Source organism: Mycobacterium sp. WUMAC-067 (assembly GCF_020217485.1).
Classification (GTDB): Bacteria; Actinomycetota; Actinomycetes; order Mycobacteriales; family Mycobacteriaceae; genus Mycobacterium.
In genome coordinates, this window is record NZ_JAEKMI010000021.1 from 38,874 (window position 1) to 59,503 (window position 20,630).

23 protein-coding genes and 1 pseudogene are annotated in these 20,630 nt (G+C 67.9%); 8 read left to right on the forward strand and 16 right to left on the reverse strand.

What is annotated here, in order from left to right; all coding sequences use genetic code 11:
• Positions 1–128: 128 nt before the first annotated feature.
• From rlmN to pyrH, 4 genes are read right to left on the reverse strand one after another with little or no spacing between them, the layout of a single operon-like run.
• Positions 129–1,223, reverse strand: coding sequence for a 23S rRNA (adenine(2503)-C(2))-methyltransferase RlmN (rlmN, locus tag JF781_RS16180; RefSeq protein ID WP_225328551.1), 1,095 nt, complete (start codon positions 1,221–1,223; stop codon positions 129–131).
• A gap of 33 nt (positions 1,224–1,256) precedes the next feature.
• Positions 1,257–2,186, reverse strand: coding sequence for a phosphatidate cytidylyltransferase (locus JF781_RS16185; RefSeq protein WP_225328552.1), 930 nt, complete (start codon positions 2,184–2,186; stop codon positions 1,257–1,259).
• Between the two features lie 32 nt (positions 2,187–2,218).
• The gene (frr, locus tag JF781_RS16190) at positions 2,219–2,776 is read right to left on the reverse strand and encodes a ribosome recycling factor (RefSeq protein ID WP_225325563.1); all 558 of its coding nucleotides are present in this window, start codon (positions 2,774–2,776) and stop codon (positions 2,219–2,221) included.
• A gap of 15 nt (positions 2,777–2,791) precedes the next feature.
• Complete coding sequence (gene pyrH, locus JF781_RS16195; protein ID WP_225328553.1) at positions 2,792–3,589, reverse strand: UMP kinase; 798 nt, start codon at positions 3,587–3,589, stop codon at positions 2,792–2,794.
• A gap of 328 nt (positions 3,590–3,917) precedes the next feature.
• On the opposite strand from pyrH, the gene JF781_RS16200 reads away from it, so the two are divergent.
• Positions 3,918–4,157 carry a CsbD family protein gene (locus JF781_RS16200; RefSeq protein WP_225328554.1) on the forward strand — a complete coding sequence of 80 codons (240 nt, stop codon included), beginning with the start codon at positions 3,918–3,920 and terminating at the stop codon, positions 4,155–4,157.
• Between the two features lie 204 nt (positions 4,158–4,361).
• Positions 4,362–5,066, forward strand: a complete 705-nt coding sequence (locus JF781_RS16205) for a response regulator transcription factor (RefSeq protein ID WP_225328599.1) — start codon at positions 4,362–4,364, stop codon at positions 5,064–5,066.
• A 31-nt stretch (positions 5,067–5,097) separates the two neighbouring features.
• Here JF781_RS16205 and JF781_RS16210 read toward each other — a convergent pair whose 3' ends face one another.
• Together JF781_RS16210 and JF781_RS16215 are read right to left on the reverse strand one after the other, a co-directional pair.
• Positions 5,098–6,036, reverse strand: a complete 939-nt coding sequence (locus JF781_RS16210) for a lysophospholipid acyltransferase family protein (protein ID WP_225328555.1) — start codon at positions 6,034–6,036, stop codon at positions 5,098–5,100.
• A 99-nt stretch (positions 6,037–6,135) separates the two neighbouring features.
• Positions 6,136–6,720, reverse strand: coding sequence for an MPT63 family protein (locus JF781_RS16215; protein ID WP_225328556.1), 585 nt, complete (start codon positions 6,718–6,720; stop codon positions 6,136–6,138).
• Positions 6,721–7,023: 303 nt separating this feature from the next.
• Here JF781_RS16215 and JF781_RS16220 point away from each other — a divergent pair, with 303 nt between their 5' ends.
• From JF781_RS16220 to JF781_RS16235, 4 genes are all read left to right on the forward strand, one after another.
• Complete coding sequence (locus tag JF781_RS16220) at positions 7,024–7,200, forward strand: hypothetical protein (RefSeq protein WP_020188525.1); 177 nt, start codon at positions 7,024–7,026, stop codon at positions 7,198–7,200.
• An 88-nt stretch (positions 7,201–7,288) separates the two neighbouring features.
• Positions 7,289–8,128 carry an SDR family oxidoreductase gene (locus JF781_RS16225; RefSeq protein ID WP_225328557.1) on the forward strand — a complete coding sequence of 280 codons (840 nt, stop codon included), beginning with the start codon at positions 7,289–7,291 and terminating at the stop codon, positions 8,126–8,128.
• Between the two features lie 79 nt (positions 8,129–8,207).
• On the forward strand, positions 8,208–9,281 hold the full coding sequence (locus JF781_RS16230; protein WP_225328558.1) for a hypothetical protein: 1,074 nt from the start codon (positions 8,208–8,210) through the stop codon (positions 9,279–9,281).
• Positions 9,282–9,292: 11 nt separating this feature from the next.
• Positions 9,293–9,625 carry a hypothetical protein gene (locus JF781_RS16235; protein ID WP_225328559.1) on the forward strand — a complete coding sequence of 111 codons (333 nt, stop codon included), beginning with the start codon at positions 9,293–9,295 and terminating at the stop codon, positions 9,623–9,625.
• Here JF781_RS16235 and JF781_RS16240 read toward each other — a convergent pair.
• The 5 genes from JF781_RS16240 to JF781_RS16260 form a co-directional block, all read right to left on the reverse strand.
• On the reverse strand, positions 9,591–9,956 hold the full coding sequence (locus JF781_RS16240) for a hypothetical protein (protein WP_225328560.1): 366 nt from the start codon (positions 9,954–9,956) through the stop codon (positions 9,591–9,593). The genes JF781_RS16235 and JF781_RS16240 overlap by 35 nt on opposite strands.
• Before the next feature lies 1 nt (position 9,957).
• On the reverse strand, positions 9,958–11,448 hold the full coding sequence (locus JF781_RS16245) for a molybdopterin-dependent oxidoreductase (RefSeq protein WP_225328561.1): 1,491 nt from the start codon (positions 11,446–11,448) through the stop codon (positions 9,958–9,960).
• Between the two features lie 11 nt (positions 11,449–11,459).
• Positions 11,460–11,960 carry an oxidoreductase gene (locus JF781_RS16250; RefSeq protein ID WP_225328562.1) on the reverse strand — a complete coding sequence of 167 codons (501 nt, stop codon included), beginning with the start codon at positions 11,958–11,960 and terminating at the stop codon, positions 11,460–11,462.
• A 134-nt stretch (positions 11,961–12,094) separates the two neighbouring features.
• Positions 12,095–13,273, reverse strand: a complete 1,179-nt coding sequence (locus tag JF781_RS16255; RefSeq protein ID WP_225328563.1) for a phosphatidylserine decarboxylase — start codon at positions 13,271–13,273, stop codon at positions 12,095–12,097.
• Between the two features lie 327 nt (positions 13,274–13,600).
• Entirely contained in the window at positions 13,601–14,014 is a 414-nt protein-coding gene (locus JF781_RS16260) for a ChaB family protein (protein ID WP_225328564.1), read from the reverse strand.
• A 130-nt stretch (positions 14,015–14,144) separates the two neighbouring features.
• Between JF781_RS16260 and JF781_RS16265 the strand changes: the two genes are divergently transcribed.
• Positions 14,145–14,561 (forward strand): MarR family winged helix-turn-helix transcriptional regulator, encoded by a 417-nt coding sequence (locus tag JF781_RS16265; RefSeq protein ID WP_225328565.1) that lies wholly within the window; start codon positions 14,145–14,147, stop codon positions 14,559–14,561.
• A gap of 9 nt (positions 14,562–14,570) precedes the next feature.
• Here JF781_RS16265 and JF781_RS16270 read toward each other — a convergent pair whose 3' ends face one another.
• The 3 genes from JF781_RS16270 to rpsB form a co-directional block, all read right to left on the reverse strand.
• Positions 14,571–15,977 (reverse strand): amidase, encoded by a 1,407-nt coding sequence (locus JF781_RS16270; protein ID WP_225328566.1) that lies wholly within the window; start codon positions 15,975–15,977, stop codon positions 14,571–14,573.
• Between the two features lie 68 nt (positions 15,978–16,045).
• Entirely contained in the window at positions 16,046–16,861 is an 816-nt protein-coding gene (gene tsf, locus JF781_RS16275) for a translation elongation factor Ts (RefSeq protein ID WP_225328567.1), read from the reverse strand.
• 12 nt (positions 16,862–16,873) lie between these two features.
• Positions 16,874–17,719, reverse strand: a complete 846-nt coding sequence (gene rpsB, locus JF781_RS16280) for a 30S ribosomal protein S2 (protein WP_225328568.1) — start codon at positions 17,717–17,719, stop codon at positions 16,874–16,876.
• Between the two features lie 339 nt (positions 17,720–18,058).
• Between rpsB and JF781_RS16285 the strand changes: the two are divergent.
• Positions 18,059–18,514, forward strand: a pseudogene (locus tag JF781_RS16285) (M23 family metallopeptidase); the annotation flags it as partial.
• Between the two features lie 6 nt (positions 18,515–18,520).
• On the opposite strand, the gene JF781_RS16290 reads toward JF781_RS16285, so the two are convergent.
• Both JF781_RS16290 and JF781_RS16295 read right to left on the reverse strand, forming a co-directional pair.
• Positions 18,521–19,417, reverse strand: a complete 897-nt coding sequence (locus JF781_RS16290) for a tyrosine recombinase XerC (RefSeq protein WP_225328569.1) — start codon at positions 19,415–19,417, stop codon at positions 18,521–18,523.
• 33 nt (positions 19,418–19,450) lie between these two features.
• Positions 19,451–20,611, reverse strand: a complete 1,161-nt coding sequence (locus tag JF781_RS16295; RefSeq protein WP_225328570.1) for a lactate 2-monooxygenase — start codon at positions 20,609–20,611, stop codon at positions 19,451–19,453.
• Positions 20,612–20,630 lie beyond the last annotated feature (19 nt).

Genomic DNA, 20,630 nt, shown 5'->3' on the forward strand with positions numbered 1-20,630 from the left:
CCCGCTAACCCGTCGAAGGTCGAGCCCGCTAACCCGTCGAACGTCGACTCGTGCAGCAAAATCGCGGTGTTGTGCCACAACGAGTCCACGTTGGGCGCTGAGAGCGGGCCGCCGCCGCTCCCAGCGCGCTACCTGTTTTCGGCGGCCAGCTGCCCGCACGCGGCGCTGATCTCGCGGCCGCGCGTGTCGCGCACAGTGCAGGAGACGCCCTTGGCGCGTACGCGCCGCACGAATTCGCGCTCGACCGCCTTCGGGCTCGCATCCCACTCGCTGCCCGGCGTCGGGTTGAGGGGGATCAGGTTCACGTGCACCAACGGCCCCAGCGCGCGGTGCAGCCGCTGCCCCAGCAGATCCGCCCGCCACGGCTGGTCGTTGACGTCGCGGATCAACGCGTACTCCACCGACACCCGTCGGCCGGTGACGTCGGCGTAATAGCGTGCGGCGTCAAGCGCCTCGGCGATCTTCCACCGATTGTTGACCGGCACCAGCGTGTCGCGCAGGTCGTCGTCGGGCGCGTGCAGCGACAGCGCCAGCGTCACCGCGAGGGCTTCGTCGGCGAGTTTGCGGATCGCGGGCGCCAGGCCGACCGTCGACACCGTCACCGACCGGGCCGAAATCCCGAAGCCGTGGGGTGGCGCGGCGATGATGCGCCGCACGGCGGCCACCACCCGGGCGTAGTTGGCCAACGGCTCCCCCATGCCCATGAAGACGACGTTGGACAGCCGATCACCGAAGTCGTCGCGAAGCGCGGCGGCGCCGGCGCGCACCTGCTCGAGGATCTCGGCCGTCGACAGGTTGCGGCTCAACCCGCCCTGACCCGTCGCGCAGAACGGACACGCCATGCCGCAGCCGGCCTGCGACGAGATGCACACCGTGTTGCGTTGCGGATAGCGCATCAGCACCGACTCCACCGTGACCCCATCGAGGGCCCGCCACAACGTCTTTCGCGTCTGGCCGGCATCACAGGCGACCTCGGAGGCCGCCGTCAGCAGGATCGGGAACATCGTGTCGGCGATCGCGTCGCGCAGGCCCGCCGGAAGGTCGGTCATCTGCCGCGGGTCGGCGATCAGCCGGCCGTAGTACTGATGCGCCAACTGCTTGGCGCGAAACGCGGGCAGGCCCAGCTCGGCGACGGCCGACGCGCGGCCGTCCGCGTCGAGATCGGCCAGGTGCCGCGGCGGCTTGCCGGGACGCGGCTCGGAGAACACCAACTGTTGAACCATGACCTGTCCAGTATCCGGCACGCCGCGGCCGGCCTACGGAACGAGTGTCAACACCGTCCAGGCCGCGACCGCCGACGGCAGGACGCCGTCGAGCCGGTCCATCAGTCCGCCGTGGCCGGGCAGCAGCCGGCCCATGTCCTTGATGCCGAGATCACGCTTGACCTGTGACTCCACCAGATCGCCGAGCGTGCAGGTCAGGACCAGGATCACGCCCAGCAGCGCGCCGATCCACGGTGGTTTGTCGGCCAGGAAGGTCGCGGTCAGCGTGGCCGCGGTGACGCCCAGGACGAGCGAACCGGCGAACCCTTCCCAGGACTTCTTCGGGCTGATCGCCGGGACCATCGGGTGCTTGCCGAACAGCACGCCGACGGCGTAGCCGCCGACGTCCGACGCGACCACCGTGATCATCAGGCAGAACACCCGCCCCGCCCCGTCGTGCGGGTAGACGAGCAGCACCCCGAACGACGCGAACAACGGCACCCAGGCGGCCAGGAAAACGGTGGCGGACGCGTCGCGCAGGTAGTTCGCCGACGCCGAGCCGTCGAACGGCTCGGGCCGCTTGCGGTTGTCCTGCATGAACAGCCGCCACACGTTGCAGACCACCACGGTGACGCCGAACCCGGCAAGCGCGCCCGCGGCGTGGAACGGCCAGGTCAGCCAGACCGTGAGCTGGCCCCCGGCCAGCAGCGGAATGACCGGAATGACATATCCCGCTTCGCGCAGCCGGCGAACCACCTCGTGCGTGGCCACCACGATGGCGAGCGCGACGATGGCCACCCAGAAGCGGGGAGCGAACACCAGCGTGACGACCAGGACGCCGCCGATGCCGGCGCCCACCGCGATCGCGGCGCGCAGGTCGCGTCCGGCCCGCGAGGTCTTTTTGGCGGGGTGCCCGGTCGTCTTCTTGGCCGCGGCCGCCGGCTGGTCGGGCGGTGTGCCTGCGCCGGGTTCTGGGGTAGCCACGGGCCTGAATCAACTTAGCTGCCGAGCGGTCGCTAGACCTCCAGCAGCTCGCCTTCTTTGTGCTTGACCAACTCTTCGATCTGGGTGGTGTACTGGTGCGTGGTCTTGTCCAGGTCCTTTTCGGCCCGGCCGACCTCGTCCTCGCCGGCCTCGCCGTCCTTGCGGATGCGGTGCAGCTCCTCCATCGCTTTGCGGCGGATGTTGCGCACCGAGACCTTGGCGTCCTCCCCCTTGCTCTTGGCCTGTTTGACCAGCTCCCGGCGGCGTTCCTCGGTGAGCTGCGGGACCGCGACCCGGATCAGGGTGCCGTCGTTGGTGGGGTTCACGCCCAGGTCGGAGTTGCGGATCGCCGTCTCGATCGCGCCCACCTGGCTGGCCTCGTAGGGCTTGATCACCACCAGCCGCGCCTCGGGGACGTTGATGCTGGCCAGTTGCGTGATGGGGGTGGCGGAGCCGTAGTAGTCGATCACAATCCGCGAGAACATGCCCGGGTTGGCGCGCCCGGTGCGGATGGTCGACAAGTCGTCACGGGCAACCGCGACGGCCTTCTCCATTTTCTCTTCGGCGTCGAAGAGAGCCTCGTCAATCATTAGCGCCACTCCTCCTCAGGTGGTGACCAGAGTCCCGATCTTCTCACCAGCGACCGCCCGGGCGATATTGCCATTGGTCAGCAGGTTGAACACCAGGATCGGCATGCCATTGTCCATGCACAGGCTGAAGGCGGTTGCATCGGCCACTCGTAGCCCGCGGTCGATGACCTCGCGATGACTGATCGCGGTGATCAATTCGGCCTCGGGATACTGCCGCGGGTCCGCGGAGAAGACGCCGTCGACGGCCTTGGCCATCAACACCACCTCGGCGCCGATCTCCAACGCCCGCTGCGCGGCGGTGGTGTCGGTGGAGAAGTACGGCAGGCCCATGCCGGCGCCGAAGATCACCACCCGTCCCTTTTCCAGATGGCGTACCGCGCGCAAGGGCAGGTAGGGCTCGGCGACCTGGCCCATGGTGATCGCGGTCTGGACGCGGGTGACGATGCCTTCCTGCTCCAAAAAGTCTTGCAGCGCGAGGCTGTTCATGACGGTGCCCAGCATGCCCATGTAGTCCGAACGGGTGCGTTCCATGCCGCGCTGCTGCAGTTGCGCGCCCCGGAAGAAGTTGCCGCCGCCGATCACGACGGCGACTTGGACACCGCCACGGACCACCCCGGCGATCTGCTGCGCCACCTGCGCCACGACGTCGGGATCCAAACCCACCTGGCCGCCGCCGAACATTTCGCCGCCAAGCTTGAGCAGCACTCGCGAATACCTGGCCCGGGTCAGCGGCTGGCCGGAAGCCAATCCGTTCGTCGGCTCCTGCCTTCCAGGCGCCGGGCCGGCGACGTGGGGCTCCCTGGACTCCGTCATCAGACTCCTCGCATGAGAGTGCCATCCCGGGCGATCTCATCCGGAACGGCATTTCACATCCTGCCTCATCGCAGCACAATGCGGCATCGGCGGGGTGCATTATGCGCACAGTTGGCGTGCCGGAGCGATTTTCGAGTCTGCCGGTACCGGATTGGCTGGCGTCCCGCGCGGCGTTTGAGCCATGGACGGCAGGGGAACCCGCTACAACGCGGTGACACATGCGGTCTTGAGCAAAAAGGGCCGGCTTCACCGTATGACCGGGTCGATCGCTCGCGATCGTCGTTGAGCGTGGATCGCTCACAGTACGCCAACGAGGAGGAACGGATCCATGGCGGAAGAGAACAAGTCAGGACCCGCGGAAGCGGTGAAGGGCGTCGTCGAGGACGTCAAAGGTAAGGCCAAGGAGGCCGTAGGCGCGGTGGCCGGTCGCGATGACCTCACCCGTGAGGGCCAGGCGCAGCAAGACAAAGCCGAAGCGCAGCGCGACGCGGCGAAGAAGGAAGCCGAGGCCGAAGCCGCACGCGGCGGCGCCGAGGCGGCCGAGCAACGCCAGAAGTCCAACCAGTAAACCTGCTGGGAAAGATGGGTCCGGTCCGTGAAAACGGGCCGGGCCCATCGACTTTCTTGGCACCAACGGCCTGAGTTTGCATAGCTTTGCATAATTTTCGGCGGAGCGGGTACACACGCCTAGCGCTGCCAGACATCTCGCGCGAGGCGCCTACGGACCGGGGGGAACGCAGGGACCTCACGAGGTTTGGAGATGTCGTTGGACATGTCGATGGACATTGTGGTGCTCACCGACGAGGCCGATTTCGAATCGGCCTTACCGGATCTGGCAACGGTTGCGCTTCCGGCGCGCGCGGCGTTGACCGCCCACACCGACCGTCATTGCGCCACCGCCGACGTGGCGATCATCGACGCGCGCAGCGACGTGGCTGCGGCTCAGGCGGTTAGCCGTCGACTGGCGGCCCACAATCCCGCAACCGCGGTGGTGGCCCTGGTCGCGCCGGCGGATTGCGCCGCGGTCGACGGCGACGGCAATTTCGACGACGTGATGCTGCCCGGCACCGGCGCGGACGAGCTACGGGCGCGGTTGCGGCTGGCGGTCGGCCGCCGTCGCGGCACCGCCGACGGCACGCTGAAATTCGGCGATCTTCGCCTGCATCCGGCCAGCTTCACCGCGTCGCTGGACGGCCACGACCTCGCCCTGACACTGACCGAGTTCAAATTGCTGAATTTCCTTGTGCTGCATGCCGGTCAGGCATTCACCCGCACCCGGCTGATGCAGGAGGCGTTGGGTTATGACAGCAGCAGCCGGGCCCGTACCGTCGACGTCCACATTCGGCGACTGCGCGCCAAACTCGGAGCCCGGCACGAATCCATGGTCGACACCGTCCGCGGGGTCGGTTACCGAGCGGCGACGCCCCCGCAACCGGAGTGGATCGTCGGCGATCCAGCGCTGACGCCCCCGCGCTGATACCCGCGGCCGCAACAGCTTTCGCGGTACGTCACCCGAAGAACGGGAAGGCGCGCTTGCGCGCGAGCGCATCCATGCCTTCCTGGATGGAATCCTGCACCTCGTGGTATTTGCGGTCGATGTATTCCTCGTCGTCCACCCGCGCGGGATCGTGGTCGAGTTCCACCGCGGGCATGAAGCGCGTCCTGATCTTGGCCGGTAGCGGCAGCTGGGGAAGCGCCGCCGGCGCGATCCCCCACGGCAACGAGATCGCGAGGGGGAATACCTTGAGCCGCAGTAAACGGTCCAGTTGCAAGGCTTTTGACAGCCGGTCGCCGCGGATCAGCACGGGCATCGCATCGGCCCCGCCGACGGTCGCGATGGGCACGATCGGCACCCCGGCCCGGATCGCCATCTTGACGAAGCCCGTCCGGCCCGCGAGGTTGGCGCGATCGCGCTCGGTCCACGGGCGCAGCGAATCCACTTCCCCACCGGGCCACAGCGCGACGTCACGCCCTTCGGCCAAGGCGGTGGCGATGGCGTCCGGCGCGGCTGGGAGGACCCCCATCGATCGGAAGTAGCGCCCGAACAACGGGATTGCCATCAACGCGTCATGGGCGGTGCCATGCAGTGTGCGGTCCTGGCCGAACCGTCGCCACCATTGCAGACCGACCGTCCAGGCGTCCCACACGAACGGGGCCCCGGAGTGGATCCCGACCAGCAGCGCCGGCGGTGATTCCGGAATGTTCTCCCACCCGTCGATCTCCATCCGAAACCAGTAGTCCACCAGCACATTCCACAGATATTTCTGTCGCTGCAGGGTGGCCTCGTCCTGGCCGGAGAGATCCCAGCGGCCGGCGCGCTCGGCAACCCAGCCGCTGAGCCCCCCGTTGTGTTCGCTGCGCCGCTCTTCCATCGCCGCGCGCGTTTGCTCGGCGTTGCGTTGCGCTTGTTTGCGCACGCTCGCCGGTCTGTGGTCCGGGTTACTCATGGATGCCGGATACCCGGTTCGGGCGCGCGCGATTCCCCCAGCCGAAAAACTTCCCGCACCGTTTCGGGCGCGGGGAGTTTTTACGGCCGGATCAGGCGATCAGGCGCTGGGCGCCGGCGCCGGGGCCGGCGGCGCACCGGGTGCCGGGCTGTTCGGCGCGCCGGGCGCCGGGCTGTTGATCGTCCCGGACGCCGAGCCGCCCTCCATGTTCGACGTCCAGATCAGAACGTCTTGCATTCCGTCGTTGTAGACGACGCCGTTGGGGGGTGCGCCGGTCACGTCGAAATACAGCGTGCCGGTGGACTCACTGCCCTGCGGGATCGGCGCGGGGCTGAGCCCGTTCGGCGTCCCGACCTTGTCGATCACCCGGTAGTTCTGCCCATTGGGTCCGCGGGCGATGAAGTCGTTGACCATCGGGGTCACCAGGCCGGCCTCCGACCGGGCACTGATGTCCGCCTGGTAGAGCGTGCCTTTGGGCGCGTAGCCCGGGATGGTGACATTGCTCGGCTGCAGGTTGCTCACGGTGTAATTGGTGATCAGGGCGCCGTCCACGAGCTGTTCGCTGGTGCCGAATCCCTGAATATTGGGCGGCGGCGAAGCCAGAGCCGGCGCCGCGGCGAAAACGCCCGCGGCCGCAATCCCGGCGGCGGCAAGTGTCTTAATGGCCGTCTTGGTGACCTTCATTCTTCATTCCTTTCGTCGCACACAATCGCCCCCCGTCAAGGGCATGCAGATATACGCAGCGAAATAGCCATCCGGCTACGGCTTTAAACATGTGTATTCCGCCGCATGCCAATACCCGGTCAGTTAGCTGCCGAAATAGGTTGTTTTCGCGGACAACACCTTTGGCAACAGGCATAACACCTGCATCATCCCTAACAGCGCTGCCCGCCGATTAGGCCTTGCGCCGCCGGGTAGTCGATGCGCTAAGGCGTTCCCGGCGCAGCGGGCAACGCTGGCCGAGATATCCGCGAAGGGGGCGATGAGGTGCAACGTGGTAACTCCAAGCACAGCTCACGGGAAGACGACGAACTCAAGCACGAATTGGAAGGCACGGTTCGCGGCAATCGTTCCAGCCGCAGCGAGGAGTGGCGGGACCCGGAGCCGCCGGCCGACGACGATCCGGACGTCCCGACCGCCGGCCCGACCCGCCGCGAATCGTAAAAGCGGAATCCGTCACGGCGCGGGCGCGCGTTTGCCCGCCGGCTTCTGAATGGCAAGGCGAACTTTCGAGCGAGGCAAAGGAAATCACATGGGTTTTACCCCGCAACAACAATCCGTCCCGGGCGTGCAGTCCCAGATGGATCCAATTCCCGATTGTGGTGAAAACACTTACCAGGGCTCGGGAAAACTCCTCGGCAAAAAGGCGATCATCACCGGCGGCGACAGCGGCATCGGGCGCGCCGTCGCCATCGCCTTCGCGCGGGAGGGCGCCGACGTGCTGATCGCGTACCTCAACGAGGACGACGACGCGCGCGACGTGGCCCGCTACGTCACCAACGCCGGACGCAAATGCGTGCTGGTGCCCGGTGACCTCTCCGATGCCGCCCACTGCCGCGCCGTCGTGGACCGGGCGGTGCAGGAATTGGGCGGCGTCGACATCCTGGTCAACAACGCCGCGTATCAGATGATGCGCAAAAGCCTCGACGAGATCAGCGACGAGGAGTGGGATTACACCTTCCGGCTCAACGTGGGCGCGTATTTCTACCTCGCCAAGGCGGCCCTGCCGTACATGAACGCCGGCTCGTCGATCATCGGCAGCTCATCGGTCAACTCCGATAGCCCCAATCCGACCCTGGCGCCCTACGCGGCGACCAAGGCGGCGATCGCCAATTTCTCCGCCAGCCTGGCGCAGTTGTTGGGCGAGAAGGGAATTCGCGTCAACAGCGTGGCTCCCGGCCCGATCTGGACACCGCTGATCCCGGCCACCATGCCACCGGACAGCGTGGAGTCCTTCGGCGACAACGTGCCCCTCGGGCGAGCCGGCCAGCCCGCCGAACTCGCGCCGATCTACGTGCTGCTGGCCTCCGATGACGCGAGCTACATCTCGGGGGCGCGGGTGGCCGTCACGGGCGGTCGACCGATTTTGTAGGCGGCGATCCTCGCGCGTCATCGGGCAGGTGTAACGGGGCGCTCACCGGGGTACAGCCCGGACGGGCGAACGGGAAAGGATGGCACCGATCGTGGCCATCGGAAACGGTCAGCGGCGAAAGCTGCGACGGCGGTGGTCGGTCGCCGCGGCCGCCGGAATCATGGCGGTGGCAGGATGTTCGGCGCCCGGATCGTCGCTGGAAAGCGCGCCGGCGGTCAGTATGGCGGCCGTCGGCGCCGCCATGCATGACCCGGTGTGGTCGTATCACGACAACGACCTGCTGGGCCTGACCGATGATCACCGCCTGGCCGCGGTCACCTACGCCGGCCCGGGCACCGCCCACACCCGGCTGTCGGCCCCGATGGGGTCTGGGCGCAACCTGCAGATCAGCCAGAAGGACGACCGCCACGTCTTCGTGCCGCAGCCGGAGCGCGGCAAGGTCGCCGTCGTCGACATCGCGACCCTGCAACCGGTCGCCGAATTCGACGCCGGCCCCGCACCGTCCTACCTCGCCGAAGACGCCGGCATGCGGGTGCTGCTGGCGCTGGCCGCGGACGGCTCGTCGGTGACGCCGGTGGACCAGTACGGCTTCCGCAAGCTCCCGACGGCGACCTACACCGGCGAGGCCGCCGACACCATCGACGGGTCCAACCGCGGGCGGGAAATCGAGTACCACCTCTACGGAGCTTCGGGGATCCGCTATTACAAGGGGCCCACGTCGCCACCCGAAAAGCGCGGCTCGCTGCCGATGGCCGTCGCCGTGTGGGCCGGCGACGGCACTCAGGTCACGCGCAGCTATGTGGCCGGCCGCGACGACAAGGTGCTGTACGCGGTCGACTCGCGTCGCGGCGGAGACGGGCTCGAAGTCCTTGCCCGAACCGAGCTCTCGTCGCCGATTCGCTATGTGGGCACCGACGACACCCGCATCTACGCGGCCACCGACCGCGACGTGGCGGTGCTGGAAACGGCGAGCTTCACCGGCTTTCCGAACGGGACCATCCGGGTGATCCGCACGATCGACTACCGGGCGGGGCTGCCGTCGGGCCCGATCGCCTCGGCGCCGCTGTCCGGGATGGCGATCGGTCCCAAGCGGGTGTATCTGACCCTGCGCGGCCAGCCCTACGTGATCAGCGTGGCGAAGCCACGCCTGTGAGGGGAGGGCCGATGAGCACCACAGCGCACAAACCCGAGCCGGTGGGTGTCGATGACGATCTCGAGCTGCTCACCGAGCAAGTCGCGGCGCTCAGAGAGCTCGCGCGGCTCGACGACGTTCCCGAAGGGCAGGCCTACGACTTCGGAATCCGTTGGGGGGCAGCGCTCGCCGGGAGGTTCCGGCGGTTGGTGCACTACAGCTGCCTGGGCGTGCTCGACGACGCCGACGAACGACGGTTCCAATCCCTGTGCGACGACCTGCGTTCGGTGTCGGATTCGATCGAGAGATTCGATCTCGCCCGGCCCCGCTTCACCGATACCCCGAGCCACCCCAGGTTGCGCTAGCTTGTCTCGCCCTGGCGCGGCTCGCGATGTCCTCGATATCGGAGATCTCTCGGTAGTCGGAGAGAAACTCGTTGGCCGGCAACACGATTCCGGTGCGCGGCGCGGGACATTCGGCGTTGCGGCAGGTCAACGCCACCATGAAGGAGTCGTCATCCTCGTCGAGGAACAGAAACCCAAGGTACAGCGCGCGCCCGACGGCGAAATCCTTCGCGCCGCACCCGGCACAGTGCCCACCCTTGACGGCCACCAGCTCTGAAACCCGTTCGCGCTCAACACTTTGCAGGTCGATCAGCTCGGGCCGCACGCCGTCGGTGCGGGTCATGTCGGTCATATCAGATCTCCACGTCCTTGTCGTAGTGGACGTTGTCCTCGCGCCACCCGCCCAGACCGTGGCCGATGCCGGAATAATCGTCGATGAATTCGATCTGGTTGATCCACTTCGCCATCTTGAAGCCGACCTGGGTCTCCACCCGCAACCGCAGCGGCGCGCCGTGCTTGATGGGCAGTGGCATTCCGTTCATCTCGTAGGCGAGCAATGTCTGTGGCTTGTAGGCGAGTTCGAGATCGATCACCTCGTAGAACTGGCCCTCCCCTTCCGCGCTGGGCTCGTCGCGGCCCGTGTCCTGCATGGTCAGAAAGCAGATGTATTTCGCCTGCGGGAGGGGACGAACATGGTCGGCGAGTTGGGCCAGCGGAACTCCGCTCCACTGGCCGATGCTGGTCCAACCCTGCACGCAGTTGTGCATCACGCGTTGCGATTGCTGGTCGGCCAGGCCGCGCAACGCGTCCAGGTCCAGCGTCACCGGGTTTTCCACCAGGCCGCCCACCCGCACGCGCCAGTCGACGAAGTTGTGCACGGCCATCACCTTGTACTCGGCGCTCGTCGGCGGCTTGCCGTTGACCCGGTGTTCCTTGGAGGTCATCCGCTCGGGGTAGTTCTGCTTCGAATTCAGCGGCCGCAACAGGATTTTGCGGACGCGGGTGACGACGGCGCCGAGCACGCGGCGGACCTGAACGGGCCGCCGCAGACTCCACACCGTCGCCGCGACGTGGACGGCGACGATGGCCGCGATGATCACCAGCGAAAGCGCTGTGGCCCAACCGATGTTGCGCACGGAACCGAAGATCATCGACGCCGTGAGCTGGCCCCAACTCCAGAAGAAGATCATCGACAGGTGGATGACGATGAAAACCACAAAGGCGATCAGGCCGAGGAAATGCAGGCTCCGCGCCCATTGCCGGCCGCCCCACATGCGCACATACCAGGGAAATGCGGCCTCGATGGCCGGTGACTGGGCGGCGCCGGTCAGGATCTGGAACGGCGCCAGCACGAAGATGACCCCGGCGTAGGTCAGCTTCTGGATGGCATCCAGCGGTTCGCCCGGCAGCAGCGGCGGCAAATTGAAACTCATGTAGGTGACGATGTCGTTCCACGCCTCACCGAAGATCGACCACGACGCCGGCCAGTACCGGTGCCACTGGCCGGTGGCGAACAACAGGATGTAATACGACAGCCCGACGAGGACCCAGCCGATCACCGAGAAGAAGTGCCAGTGCCGACCCATGCCCAGTTTCTTGTGGCCGGGCAACGAAAACAGCGAGTTGTAGTCCTCCTCCTCGTCGAGGGTGTCGTAGAGCTTGTTGATCGGCATTTCCTTGACCGTGAAGCGCGCCCACTCGGTGCCCGGCTTGCTGTCGTCGTGCCAGTACAACTTCGGGTGCGTGGACAAGATCTCGATGCCGCTGCGGATCACCAGCGTCAAAAACAGGACATTGAGCCAGTGGTCGATGCGCAGCCACGCCGGATAGTCGAGCACTGTCATGTCGTCACCGTTCAGTCGTGCCAGTTCTGTCGTTGCGGGTATGCCACGTTGATGCCGGACAGCACCGTGGTGTGTACGGCGATGAAGCCCCCGGCGAACGCCATGGCAAACGTCCCCGGCGCGAGGTCCCAGCGGCCGGTCACCGCCACCAGGCCCGGCAGGCTGACAAACCGGCTGACCAGATAGATCACCAGAAACGCCGCGCACACCAGGCTGCCGGCGAACCAACCCGCTTGCGGCACAAGGGGTTTGACGGCAAACACCATCGCGGCGACCGCGCCCAGGCAGGCGGCGATCAGCACGGCCACATACACCCAGAAATAGAGCGGCAAACCCGGCCGGGTCGCCGCCACGTAGGCATGCACCGCCACCAGGCCGATGAGCAGCGATGCGCCCAACCCGGTTACCGCGCGCGGCAAATCGAAGGCGACGTAGCCGTTGAGCGTGAGCAGGGGCGAGGACAGCACCTTGTGCCACGCTTTGAGCCCCAGTCGCCCCAAAAGACCGGCCATTGCGGCTGACTACCCCGCCTGATCGGCGCACAAACGGCGACAACGCGACCGCGACCGGCTCACTGCGCGGCGCGGGCGAAGCCCACTGCCCCCGCGGGCGGGGCCTTACCCGATCGGTGGCGTGATAATCACCCTCACTGCGCTTTTCGTGCCGCGGCGCAGCGCGCGACCGGCGAACCGACCAGCCGGAATTCCTCGCTCTTGTCGAGCTGGGGATCGACCCCCTCCTGGAAGAGGATGATGATGTCCGAGCCACCGAACTGGAAGTAGCCGAACTCCTCCCCTTTTGCCATGTGTTTGCCGGGCACCGCGGTGAGGACCACCGACGACACGTGGGCCATGCCGACCGGAATGACCGCCACGATGCCGATATCGCCGCAGTCCGACTGCGAGGTGTCGATGGTGACCACGCCGCGGGTCTGGGAGAACTCGTAGCCGCTGCTGGCGCTGTCGCTGGAGGCGAACTCGTGATCTTTTAGGCCGACCCGCATGAAGACTTTCCCGTTGATTCGGAAGGACTCCCTGACCAGTCCCGCGACCGGCAGGTGGTAGCGGTGATAGGCGTGCACCGGCAGCATGTAATGGACGAAGGTGCCGCGCGCGAAGCTCTCGCTGTATTGGCTGCCTTCGATGAGTTGCTTGATATTGCCGTACTTTTCGTTCTTGACGGTGGTGGCCGGGATGCTCGAGTCGGCGTCGATGTCGTAGGCGTGCTGGTATTTGCAGTCGGCCGGTGAGGTCACCACCAGATTGGTGGTCGGCTCGACGATCGGGCGCAGCCCCCCGTTGATCTCCCGCGCGATGAACTGGTTGGCGGTCAGCCATCCGCTGGGCGCGTTCGGCGCACCGTCGACCAGTGACTCATGGATGCGGTACTCCGGCGCATTGTCGATGAACGACTGCAGGGCTTCGGGGCTGAACGACTCCGGCGTGTCCAAAAAACTCCCCCACTGCCGGGCGAACTCGGTCAGCCATTCCCGGAAGTCACCGGACCCCTGCGCGGGCTCGTCGCCCTGGTCGACGAGGAAGTAGAAGTGCGCCATGCGATCGCTGACCTCTTGCGCCTGCCGGTTTTCGTTCTTCCAGGCGTCGGCGTCCGACTCCTGCGGCACCCATCGGATGAAGCGCTTCAGGTAGGCCTCGTACTCGCCGACGTCGCGCGGCCACTCGAGCGCCGCATACAGGTCCGGGTTCAGTTCGGACCCGGCCCGCTCGCGCGCGGTCTGCAGCGACCGCTCGAGCCGATCGGCCAGGCCCTGTTCCTTGTCGAGGACGTCGCGAAGCGCCTTGATGACGGTGTCCGGCTCGCTCATATCACTGCTCCTTTGTCGTGGCCATAGGGCTCGACGCGCACCGAGCGCTTCGGAGCCACGTCGGCCGCGTACCCCCGCTCCCGGGCGGCAAACGGGCTGCGAGTCGCGGCGGTTCGCGCCCGGTTCGCGGCGCCGAACATTGAGTGTTTGGTTCGGCGCCTAGCGGGGTGGGCACGGCGCTCGGGTGGATCTGATGCGTCGGCTTCACCTACTCCACCCGTATCGCTGCTCGCCGCCAAACAACAAGGCGCGCCGGCAATTTGGTGTTCCGGCCCCGCGGTCGGCTTACGAGCGAACTCAAGGCCTGCGTCGCCGGACGATTCCCGCTCAGCGGCCGCGGACCCGGCGATTGTGCTTCTTGATCGCGTCGACCAGCTCCGACTTGTTCATCGTCGACCGGCCCGGAACGTCGAGCCGGCGGGCCACGTCGAGCAGATGCTTTTTGCTCGCGTTGGCGTCGACGCCCTCGGCCGACTCGCCGGACGGTCGTAGCCCACCACGCTCGGCGCGCTCGTCGGACGGGCCCTTCTGCTCCTTGGGTTCCCAGTGGTCCCCGACCTTTTCGAAACTGTGCTTGACGGCGGCGTAAGCCACTCGGTGGGCCCGCTCCTCGCTGCCGTACTGATCTGCGGCCGCATCGTGGGATTTCGCGAACGTGCGTTGGGCTTTGGCGTTGGAACGCCGCAAAGTGCTGGGCAATTCACTCTTTTTGGGCGCTCCGCCTTTCGTCGTCTTCGGCATCGAACCTCCTCGTGCGCCACAAGCGGTGCAGGAAACGTGTTACCGCAGTCGGTTACCCCGTTGCGGGCCGGGCAATCGCCGTCCGGGAAATGTGCGCGTCGGCCGGCGGAAATATGTCAACATGGTTGACATGAATCAGGACGACGCCCCGCTGGGTTATTTGCTCTACCGGGTGGCGACGGTGCTGCGGCCAGAGGTTGCCGCCGTGTTGAGTCCGCTGGGCCTGGCCCTGCCCGAATTCGTTTGCCTGCGCATCCTTTCGATGTACCCGGGAATGTCGAGCGCCGAGTTGTCCCGCCACGCGGGCGTCACCCCGCAGGCGATGAACACGGTGCTGCGCAAACTGGAAGACGTCGGCGCGGTGGCGCGGCCCTCGTCGGTGTCGTCCGGGCGCGCGCTACCGGCCAACCTGACCGGCCAGGGCCGCGCCCTGCTCAAGCGCGCCGAGGCGGCGGTCCGCGGCGCCGACGCGCGGATCCTGAGCAAGCTCACCGACACGCAGCAGCGCGAATTCAAAAGGATGCTCGAAAAACTCGGGACCGATTAGCGGGCCCCATCACCCGGCGTCCTGGATGGGCGCCCAGGGCCGCGCCTCCTCGAGCTCGTAGGCCAGTTCGAGCAGCAGCGACTCCTGCCCCATACCGGTCGACAGCATCATGCCCACCGGCATGCCGTGCGCGGACTGGGCCAACGGCAGCGAGATCGCAGGTTCACCGGTGACGTTGTGCAGCGGGGTGAACGACACCCACTCGATCAGCCGGGTGATGACCTGCTGATAATCGGTCGGCGCCAGGACCCCGATGCGGGGTGTCTCGTCGGCAAGGGTCGGCGTGAGCACCGCGTCGTAGGTGCCGAAGAACCGCGCGGTGCGCCGCCGCGCCCCCCGCAGGCGCATGATCGCCGACGGGAGCCGGTGCAGGTGGCGGCTGGTGTGTCGGGCAAGGCCCAGCGTCAGGCAATCCAGCTTGGCGCGGTCGAACGTCGCGCCGAACATATGTCGTCCGCTGCGCACCTGGGCCAGCGCCAAAAAGCCCCAATACAGCACGAAATCGTCGACGAAGCTGGCCGCCACCGGCGGTTGGTCGACGTGTTCGACCCGGTGGCCCTGCTCCTCGAGCAGGCCGGCCGACTTCAGCGTCAGCTCCCGCAGCGCGGGACTGCACTCGCGCTGTATCGAGCGGGTCACCACCGCGATCCGCAACCGCTGCCGGCCGGGGCCGGTGACGTCCCCGACCGGGGCCAGCTTGGGGTTGCGCCAGATCCGCTCGGCCTCCCGGTAGAACGCGGCGGTGTCGCGCACCGAACGCGTCACCACGCCGTTGACGACGACGCCGACCGGCATCCGGCGCAGCGTCGCGTCCAGCGGTAGTCGGCCGCGCGACGGTTTGAGCCCGACCAGCCCGTTGCAGGAAGCCGGGATGCGGATGGAGCCGCCGCCGTCGTTGGCGTGCGCGATGGGCACCACACCGGCGGCGACGAACGCCCCCGACCCCGATGATGATGCGCCGGCACTGTATTCGGTGTCCCACGGGTTGCGGACCGGGCCCAGCCGCGGGTGTTCGGCCGACGCGCTGAAACCGAATTCCGACAACTGTGTCTTGCCCAGCGAGGTCAACCCGGTGGCCAGGTACAGCTGGGTGAACACGCTGTCGGTGACGGCGTCCCGGCGCGTCCACGCATCGGTGCCGTGCATCGTGGGCTGGCCCGCGACGTCGACGTTGTCCTTGATGAACGTCGGGACGCCGCAGAAGTAGCCGCTCGCAGCGTCCGACACGGCGGCCCGCGCTTGCTGAAATCCCGCGTACGCCAACCCGTTTAGGGCCGGGTCGACGGCTTCGGTGCGGGCGATCGCCGCCTCCACCGCCTCGGCCCGGCCGACCCGCCCGGAGCGGATGGCCTCGGCGAGGCCGACCGCGTCGAGATCGCCGAGCGCGTCGTCGCCGAAGGCGTGCACGTGTCGCATAGCAGTGACGCTAACGCGCCCACGCGACCGCCGGGAGGTTTCCCGGCTTGTTCGGCGGCGGGTGGCCGTTAGGCCTGACCCACCTCGAAGCGCACGAACCGCGTCACCGTCACACCCGCGTCGTCGAGCAGGGCCTTGACCGTCTTCTTGCTGTCGGACACCGACGGCTGCTCGAGCAGCACGGCGTCCTTGAAGAAGCCGTTCAACCGTCCCTCGACGATCTTGGGCAGGGCCTGCTCCGGCTTGCCCTCCGCCTTGGCGGTTTCCTCGGCGATGCGGCGCTCGCTGGTCACCACGTCCTCGGGCACGTCGTCGCGAGACAGGTAGCGGGCCTTGAGCGCGGCGATCTGCAGGGCGACGGCGTGGGCGGCCTCTTTGTCCGATCCTTGGTACTCGACCAGCACGCCCACCGCCGGCGGCAGATCCGCGGCCCGCCGGTGCAGGTACGCCTCGACGGTGCCGTCGAAGTTCGCCACGCGGCGCAACTCCAACTTCTCACCGATCTTGGCCGACAGCTCGGCGATCGCCTGCTCGACGGTCTTGTCACCGATCGCGGCGGCCTTGAGTTCGTCGAGGTCCTTGGCCTTCGACGACACGGCCGCGGCCACGATCTGGTCGGCCAGCGCCTGGAACTCCGCGTTCTTGGCGACGAAGTCGGTCTCGCTGTTCAGCTCGATGAGCGCGCCGCCCTGGGTTGCGACCAGGCCCTCGGCCGTGGCCCGCTCGGCACGCTTGCCGACGTCCTTGGCGCCCTTGATCCGGAGCGCCTCGACCGCCTTGTCGAAGTCGCCGTCGCTTTCGGCAAGCGCGTTCTTGCAGTCGAGCATGCCGGCACCGGTGAGTTCCCGAAGCCGCTTGACGTCGGCAGCGGTGAAGTTCGCCAATGTTCAGCCTTCCTAGGAGGATTCAGTAGTTGGTTCGGAGGTGCCCGCAGCGGCTTCGGTGGGGGCAGCCGATGGAGCGGTCGCAGCGGCCGAGGCCAGCAGTTCCTGCTCCCATTCGGGCAGCGGCTCGGCGGCCTCTGCCTCGGGCTTGCCGTCGCCGCGGCCGACCCCGGCGCGCGCTTGCAGGCCCTCGGCGACCGCCGAGGCGATGACCTTGGTCAGCAACGCGGCCGAACGGATCGCGTCGTCGTTGCCCGGAATCGGGTAGTCGACCTCGTCGGGGTCGCAGTTGGTGTCCAGGATCGCGATGACCGGGATGCCGAGCTTGCGGGCCTCACCGACCGCGATGTGCTCCTTGTTGGTGTCGACGACCCAGATCGCCGACGGCACCTTGGCCATGTCGCGGATACCGCCGAGGCTGCGGTCCAGCTTGTTCTTCTCGCGGGTCAGCATCAAGATTTCCTTCTTGGTGCGGCCCTCGAAGCCACCGGTCTGCTCCATCGCCTCGAGCTCCTTGAGGCGCTGCAGCCGCTTGTGCACGGTGGAGAAGTTTGTCAGCATGCCGCCCAGCCAGCGCTGGTTCACGTACGGCATGCCGACGCGGGTCGCCTCGGCGGCGACGGACTCCTGAGCCTGCTTCTTGGTGCCGACGAACAGCACGCTGCCGCCGTGGGCGACGGTTTCCTTGACGAATTCGTATGCCTGGTCGATGAAGGTCAGCGTCTGCTGCAGGTCGATGATGTAGATGCCGTTGCGGTCGGTGAAGATGAACCGCTTCATCTTGGGATTCCAGCGACGGGTCTGGTGCCCGAAGTGGGTGCCGCTGTCAAGCAGCTGCTTCATGGTTACGACGGCCATGGTTGTGCCTTACGTGTGTCGGTTGTCGCCTGGCATCGGGTGAAGCCGGGCCCTGGCGCCTGCTGCGATGCCGGACCCGGCCGGGAAACCCGGCCGAGACCGCCCGGCATGCGATTGCGTTCTCCTCGTGGAACCGGAGACGCGATGCGGACGCGCGAAGTCAGCCCGCGGACGAGCTGCGACCAGCAGTTTACACCGGTTCGGCGGGTGCTTTTGCCACGCTTCCCCAAGCGGGGGCGTCGTCCACAGAGACGGCCGGGCCGGGTGGCCGCGCCCGGCGCGCCGCGGTGAACTGCCTGGATGCGGTGGATCGCGCTGGCGTTGAGTGCGGCCCTGGTCAGCGCGGTGCCGGCGGCCGCCGACGACGATCGCCTGGACTGGCCGCTGCGCCCGCCGCCGGCCGTCACCCGTTCCTTCGACGCCCCGGTGCAGGATTGGCATCCCGGCCACCGCGGTGTGGACCTGGCCGGCGCCGCCGGCCAGCCGGTGTACGCCGCGGGCGGGGCCACCGTGGTGTTCGCCGGGTTGCTGGCCGGACGGCCGGTGGTGTCGCTGGCTCATCCCGGGGGTTTGCGCACCAGCTACGAGCCGGTCCGGGCGGCCGTGCGGGCCGGGCAGTCGGTAACGGCCGGGACCGTGATCGGCGCGTTGGTGCCCGGCCATCCGGGGTGTCGGGCCGCGGCGTGTTTGCACTGGGGCGCGATGTGGGGTCCGGCGTCGGGGGCGCGCTATGTCGATCCGCTGGGCCTGCTGAAGTCGACCCCGATCCGACTCAAACCGCTACAGCCGCCGGGCGGCGCTTCAGGCCCGGGGATGGGCCTGATCGTGCACCGCGCGCAGCCGGGACACGGCGACGTGCGTGTAGAGCTGCGTGGTCGCCAGGCTGGAATGGCCGAGCAATTCCTGGACCACGCGCAGGTCAGCCCCGCCTTCGAGGAGGTGCGTGGCCGCGCTGTGCCGCAGGCCGTGCGGGCCCATGTCCGGTGCGCCGTCCACCGCGGCGACGGTCTGGTGCACCACCGTGCGGGCCTGGCGGACGTCGATGCGGCGCCCCCGCGCGCCCAGCAGCAGCGCCGGGCCCGATTCGGCGGTCGCCAGGGCGGGGCGCCCGTCGGCCAGCCACGCGTCGAGCGCTTCGGCGGCCGGCGCCCCGAACGGCACGCTGCGCTGCTTGTTGCCCTTGCCGAGGACGCGCACCAGGCGATGCCGGGTGTCCACGTCGTCGATGTCCAGGCCACACAGCTCGCTGACGCGGATCCCGGTGGCATAGAGCATCTCGACGATCAGCCGGTCCCGCAGCGCCATCGGATCACCTTGTTGCGCACCGGATTTGGCGGCGGCCATGGCGTCGCGGGCCTGATCCTGGCGCAGCACCGCGGGCAGGTTGCGATGCGCCTTGGGGACCTGGAGGCGCGCGGCCGGATCCCCGGCCAGCAGGCCGCGCCGGCTGGCCCAGGCGGTGAACGCCTTGACCGCCGAGGTGCGTCGGGCCAGGGTCGTGCGGGCGACGCCGGCGGCGGCCGCGGCGGACAACCACGCGCGCAGCAGCGGCAGGCTCAATCCGTCCAGGCCGGCCTCGCGCTCGCCCGCGAACGCGAGCAGCGAGCGCAGGTCGCCGAGGTAGGCGCGCCGGGTGTGCGCCGAACGCCCGCACTGCAAATCCAGGTACTCGTCGAACTCGTCGAGGATCTCCCGCACTCCCCCACGCTCGCAGAAACCGGCCGGCCTGCCTCAGCCGACGCGCCGAAGCGTGTCCGGGGTGAGATCTTTGAGCGTCGGATAGCCGTCCACCGCCATGATGAGGTCCGCCTCGGCGAGGATCGAGCGCAGCACGTGCACGATGCCGTCGTCGCCGCCGAGCGCCAGGCCGTAGGCGTACGGCCGGCCGATTCCGACTGCCGTCGCGCCCAGCGCGAGCGCCTTGATGACGTCGGCCCCGCTGCGCACACCGGAGTCGAACAGCACGGGCAGCCCGTCGGCCGCCTCGACGACGCCCGGCAGGCACTCGAGCGCGGGCAGGCCGCCGTTGGCCTGGCGCCCACCGTGCGTGGAGCAGTAGATGCCGTCGACGCCGCCGTCCTTGGCCCGCCGGGCGTCGTCGGGGTGGCAGATGCCCTTGATGATCAGCGGCAGGTCGGTCAGCGACCGCAGCCATTCGAGGTCGTCCCAGGTCAACGGGTTCCCGAACGTTGTGATCCACTGCAGCACGGCGGCTTGCGGGTCCTCCTCGGGCGGGCGCTGCAGGCCGGCGCGGAAGACCGGATCGCTGGTGTAGTTGCTCAGGCAGAGACCCCGCAGCTGGGGGAAGTTGGCGGTGGACAAATCGCGCGGGCGCCACCCGGGAATCCAGGTGTCGAGGGTGACGACGATGGCCGCAAAACCGGCGGCCTCGGCCCGCTGCACGAGGCTGGCGGCCAGGTCGCGATCCTTCGGCGTGTAGAGCTGGAAGAAGCCGGGGGTTGCGCCGAACTGTGCGGCGACGTCTTCCATCGGGTCGGCGGTCAGGGTGGAAACGACCATCGGGACACCTGTGGCCGCGGCCGCGCGGGCGGTGGCCAGGTCGCCGTGGCCGTCTTGGGCGCAGATGCCGATGACGCCGATCGGCGCCATGAACACCGGAGACGGCAAGGTCAGGCCGAACATCTCCACCGACAGGTCGCGGTCGGCGGCGCCGACGAACATGCGCGGGATCAGGCCCCAGCGGTCGAACGCCTCCCGGTTGGCCCGCTGCGTGCGTTCGTCGCCGGCGCCGCCGGCGACGTACGACCACACCGACGGCGACATGGCCCGCTCGGCGCGGGCCTCCAACTCCGCGAAGGCCATCGGCAGCGCGGGCGCCACCCCGCCGAGGCCCTTGAAGTAGATCTCGTTCTGGTAGTCCGCGAATGCCATGGAAAGAGAATGCCAGTCG

Excerpts from the sequence above, each read along its gene's own strand:
- JF781_RS16245 (WP_225328561.1), bottom strand. The coding sequence starts at position 11,448 with ATGACAGTGCTCGACTATCCGGCGTGGCTGCGCATCGACCACTGGCTC.
- pyrH (WP_225328553.1), bottom strand. The coding sequence starts at position 3,589 with ATGACGGAGTCCAGGGAGCCCCACGTCGCCGGCCCGGCGCCTGGAAGG.
- JF781_RS16265 (WP_225328565.1), top strand. The coding sequence starts at position 14,145 with ATGAATCAGGACGACGCCCCGCTGGGTTATTTGCTCTACCGGGTGGCG.
- JF781_RS16250 (WP_225328562.1), bottom strand. The coding sequence starts at position 11,960 with ATGGCCGGTCTTTTGGGGCGACTGGGGCTCAAAGCGTGGCACAAGGTG.
- rpsB (WP_225328568.1), bottom strand. The coding sequence starts at position 17,719 with ATGGCCGTCGTAACCATGAAGCAGCTGCTTGACAGCGGCACCCACTTC.
- JF781_RS16255 (WP_225328563.1), bottom strand. The coding sequence starts at position 13,273 with ATGAGCGAGCCGGACACCGTCATCAAGGCGCTTCGCGACGTCCTCGAC.
- JF781_RS16205 (WP_225328599.1), top strand. The coding sequence starts at position 4,362 with ATGTCGATGGACATTGTGGTGCTCACCGACGAGGCCGATTTCGAATCG.
- frr (WP_225325563.1), bottom strand. The coding sequence starts at position 2,776 with ATGATTGACGAGGCTCTCTTCGACGCCGAAGAGAAAATGGAGAAGGCC.
- JF781_RS16200 (WP_225328554.1), top strand. The coding sequence starts at position 3,918 with ATGGCGGAAGAGAACAAGTCAGGACCCGCGGAAGCGGTGAAGGGCGTC.
- JF781_RS16235 (WP_225328559.1), top strand. The coding sequence starts at position 9,293 with ATGAGCACCACAGCGCACAAACCCGAGCCGGTGGGTGTCGATGACGAT.
- JF781_RS16240 (WP_225328560.1), bottom strand. The coding sequence starts at position 9,956 with ATGACCGACATGACCCGCACCGACGGCGTGCGGCCCGAGCTGATCGAC.
- rlmN (WP_225328551.1), bottom strand. The coding sequence starts at position 1,223 with ATGGTTCAACAGTTGGTGTTCTCCGAGCCGCGTCCCGGCAAGCCGCCG.
- JF781_RS16295 (WP_225328570.1), bottom strand. The coding sequence starts at position 20,611 with ATGGCATTCGCGGACTACCAGAACGAGATCTACTTCAAGGGCCTCGGC.
- JF781_RS16210 (WP_225328555.1), bottom strand. The coding sequence starts at position 6,036 with ATGAGTAACCCGGACCACAGACCGGCGAGCGTGCGCAAACAAGCGCAA.
- JF781_RS16215 (WP_225328556.1), bottom strand. The coding sequence starts at position 6,720 with ATGAAGGTCACCAAGACGGCCATTAAGACACTTGCCGCCGCCGGGATT.
- JF781_RS16225 (WP_225328557.1), top strand. The coding sequence starts at position 7,289 with ATGGGTTTTACCCCGCAACAACAATCCGTCCCGGGCGTGCAGTCCCAG.
- JF781_RS16270 (WP_225328566.1), bottom strand. The coding sequence starts at position 15,977 with ATGCGACACGTGCACGCCTTCGGCGACGACGCGCTCGGCGATCTCGAC.
- JF781_RS16260 (WP_225328564.1), bottom strand. The coding sequence starts at position 14,014 with ATGCCGAAGACGACGAAAGGCGGAGCGCCCAAAAAGAGTGAATTGCCC.
- JF781_RS16230 (WP_225328558.1), top strand. The coding sequence starts at position 8,208 with ATGGCACCGATCGTGGCCATCGGAAACGGTCAGCGGCGAAAGCTGCGA.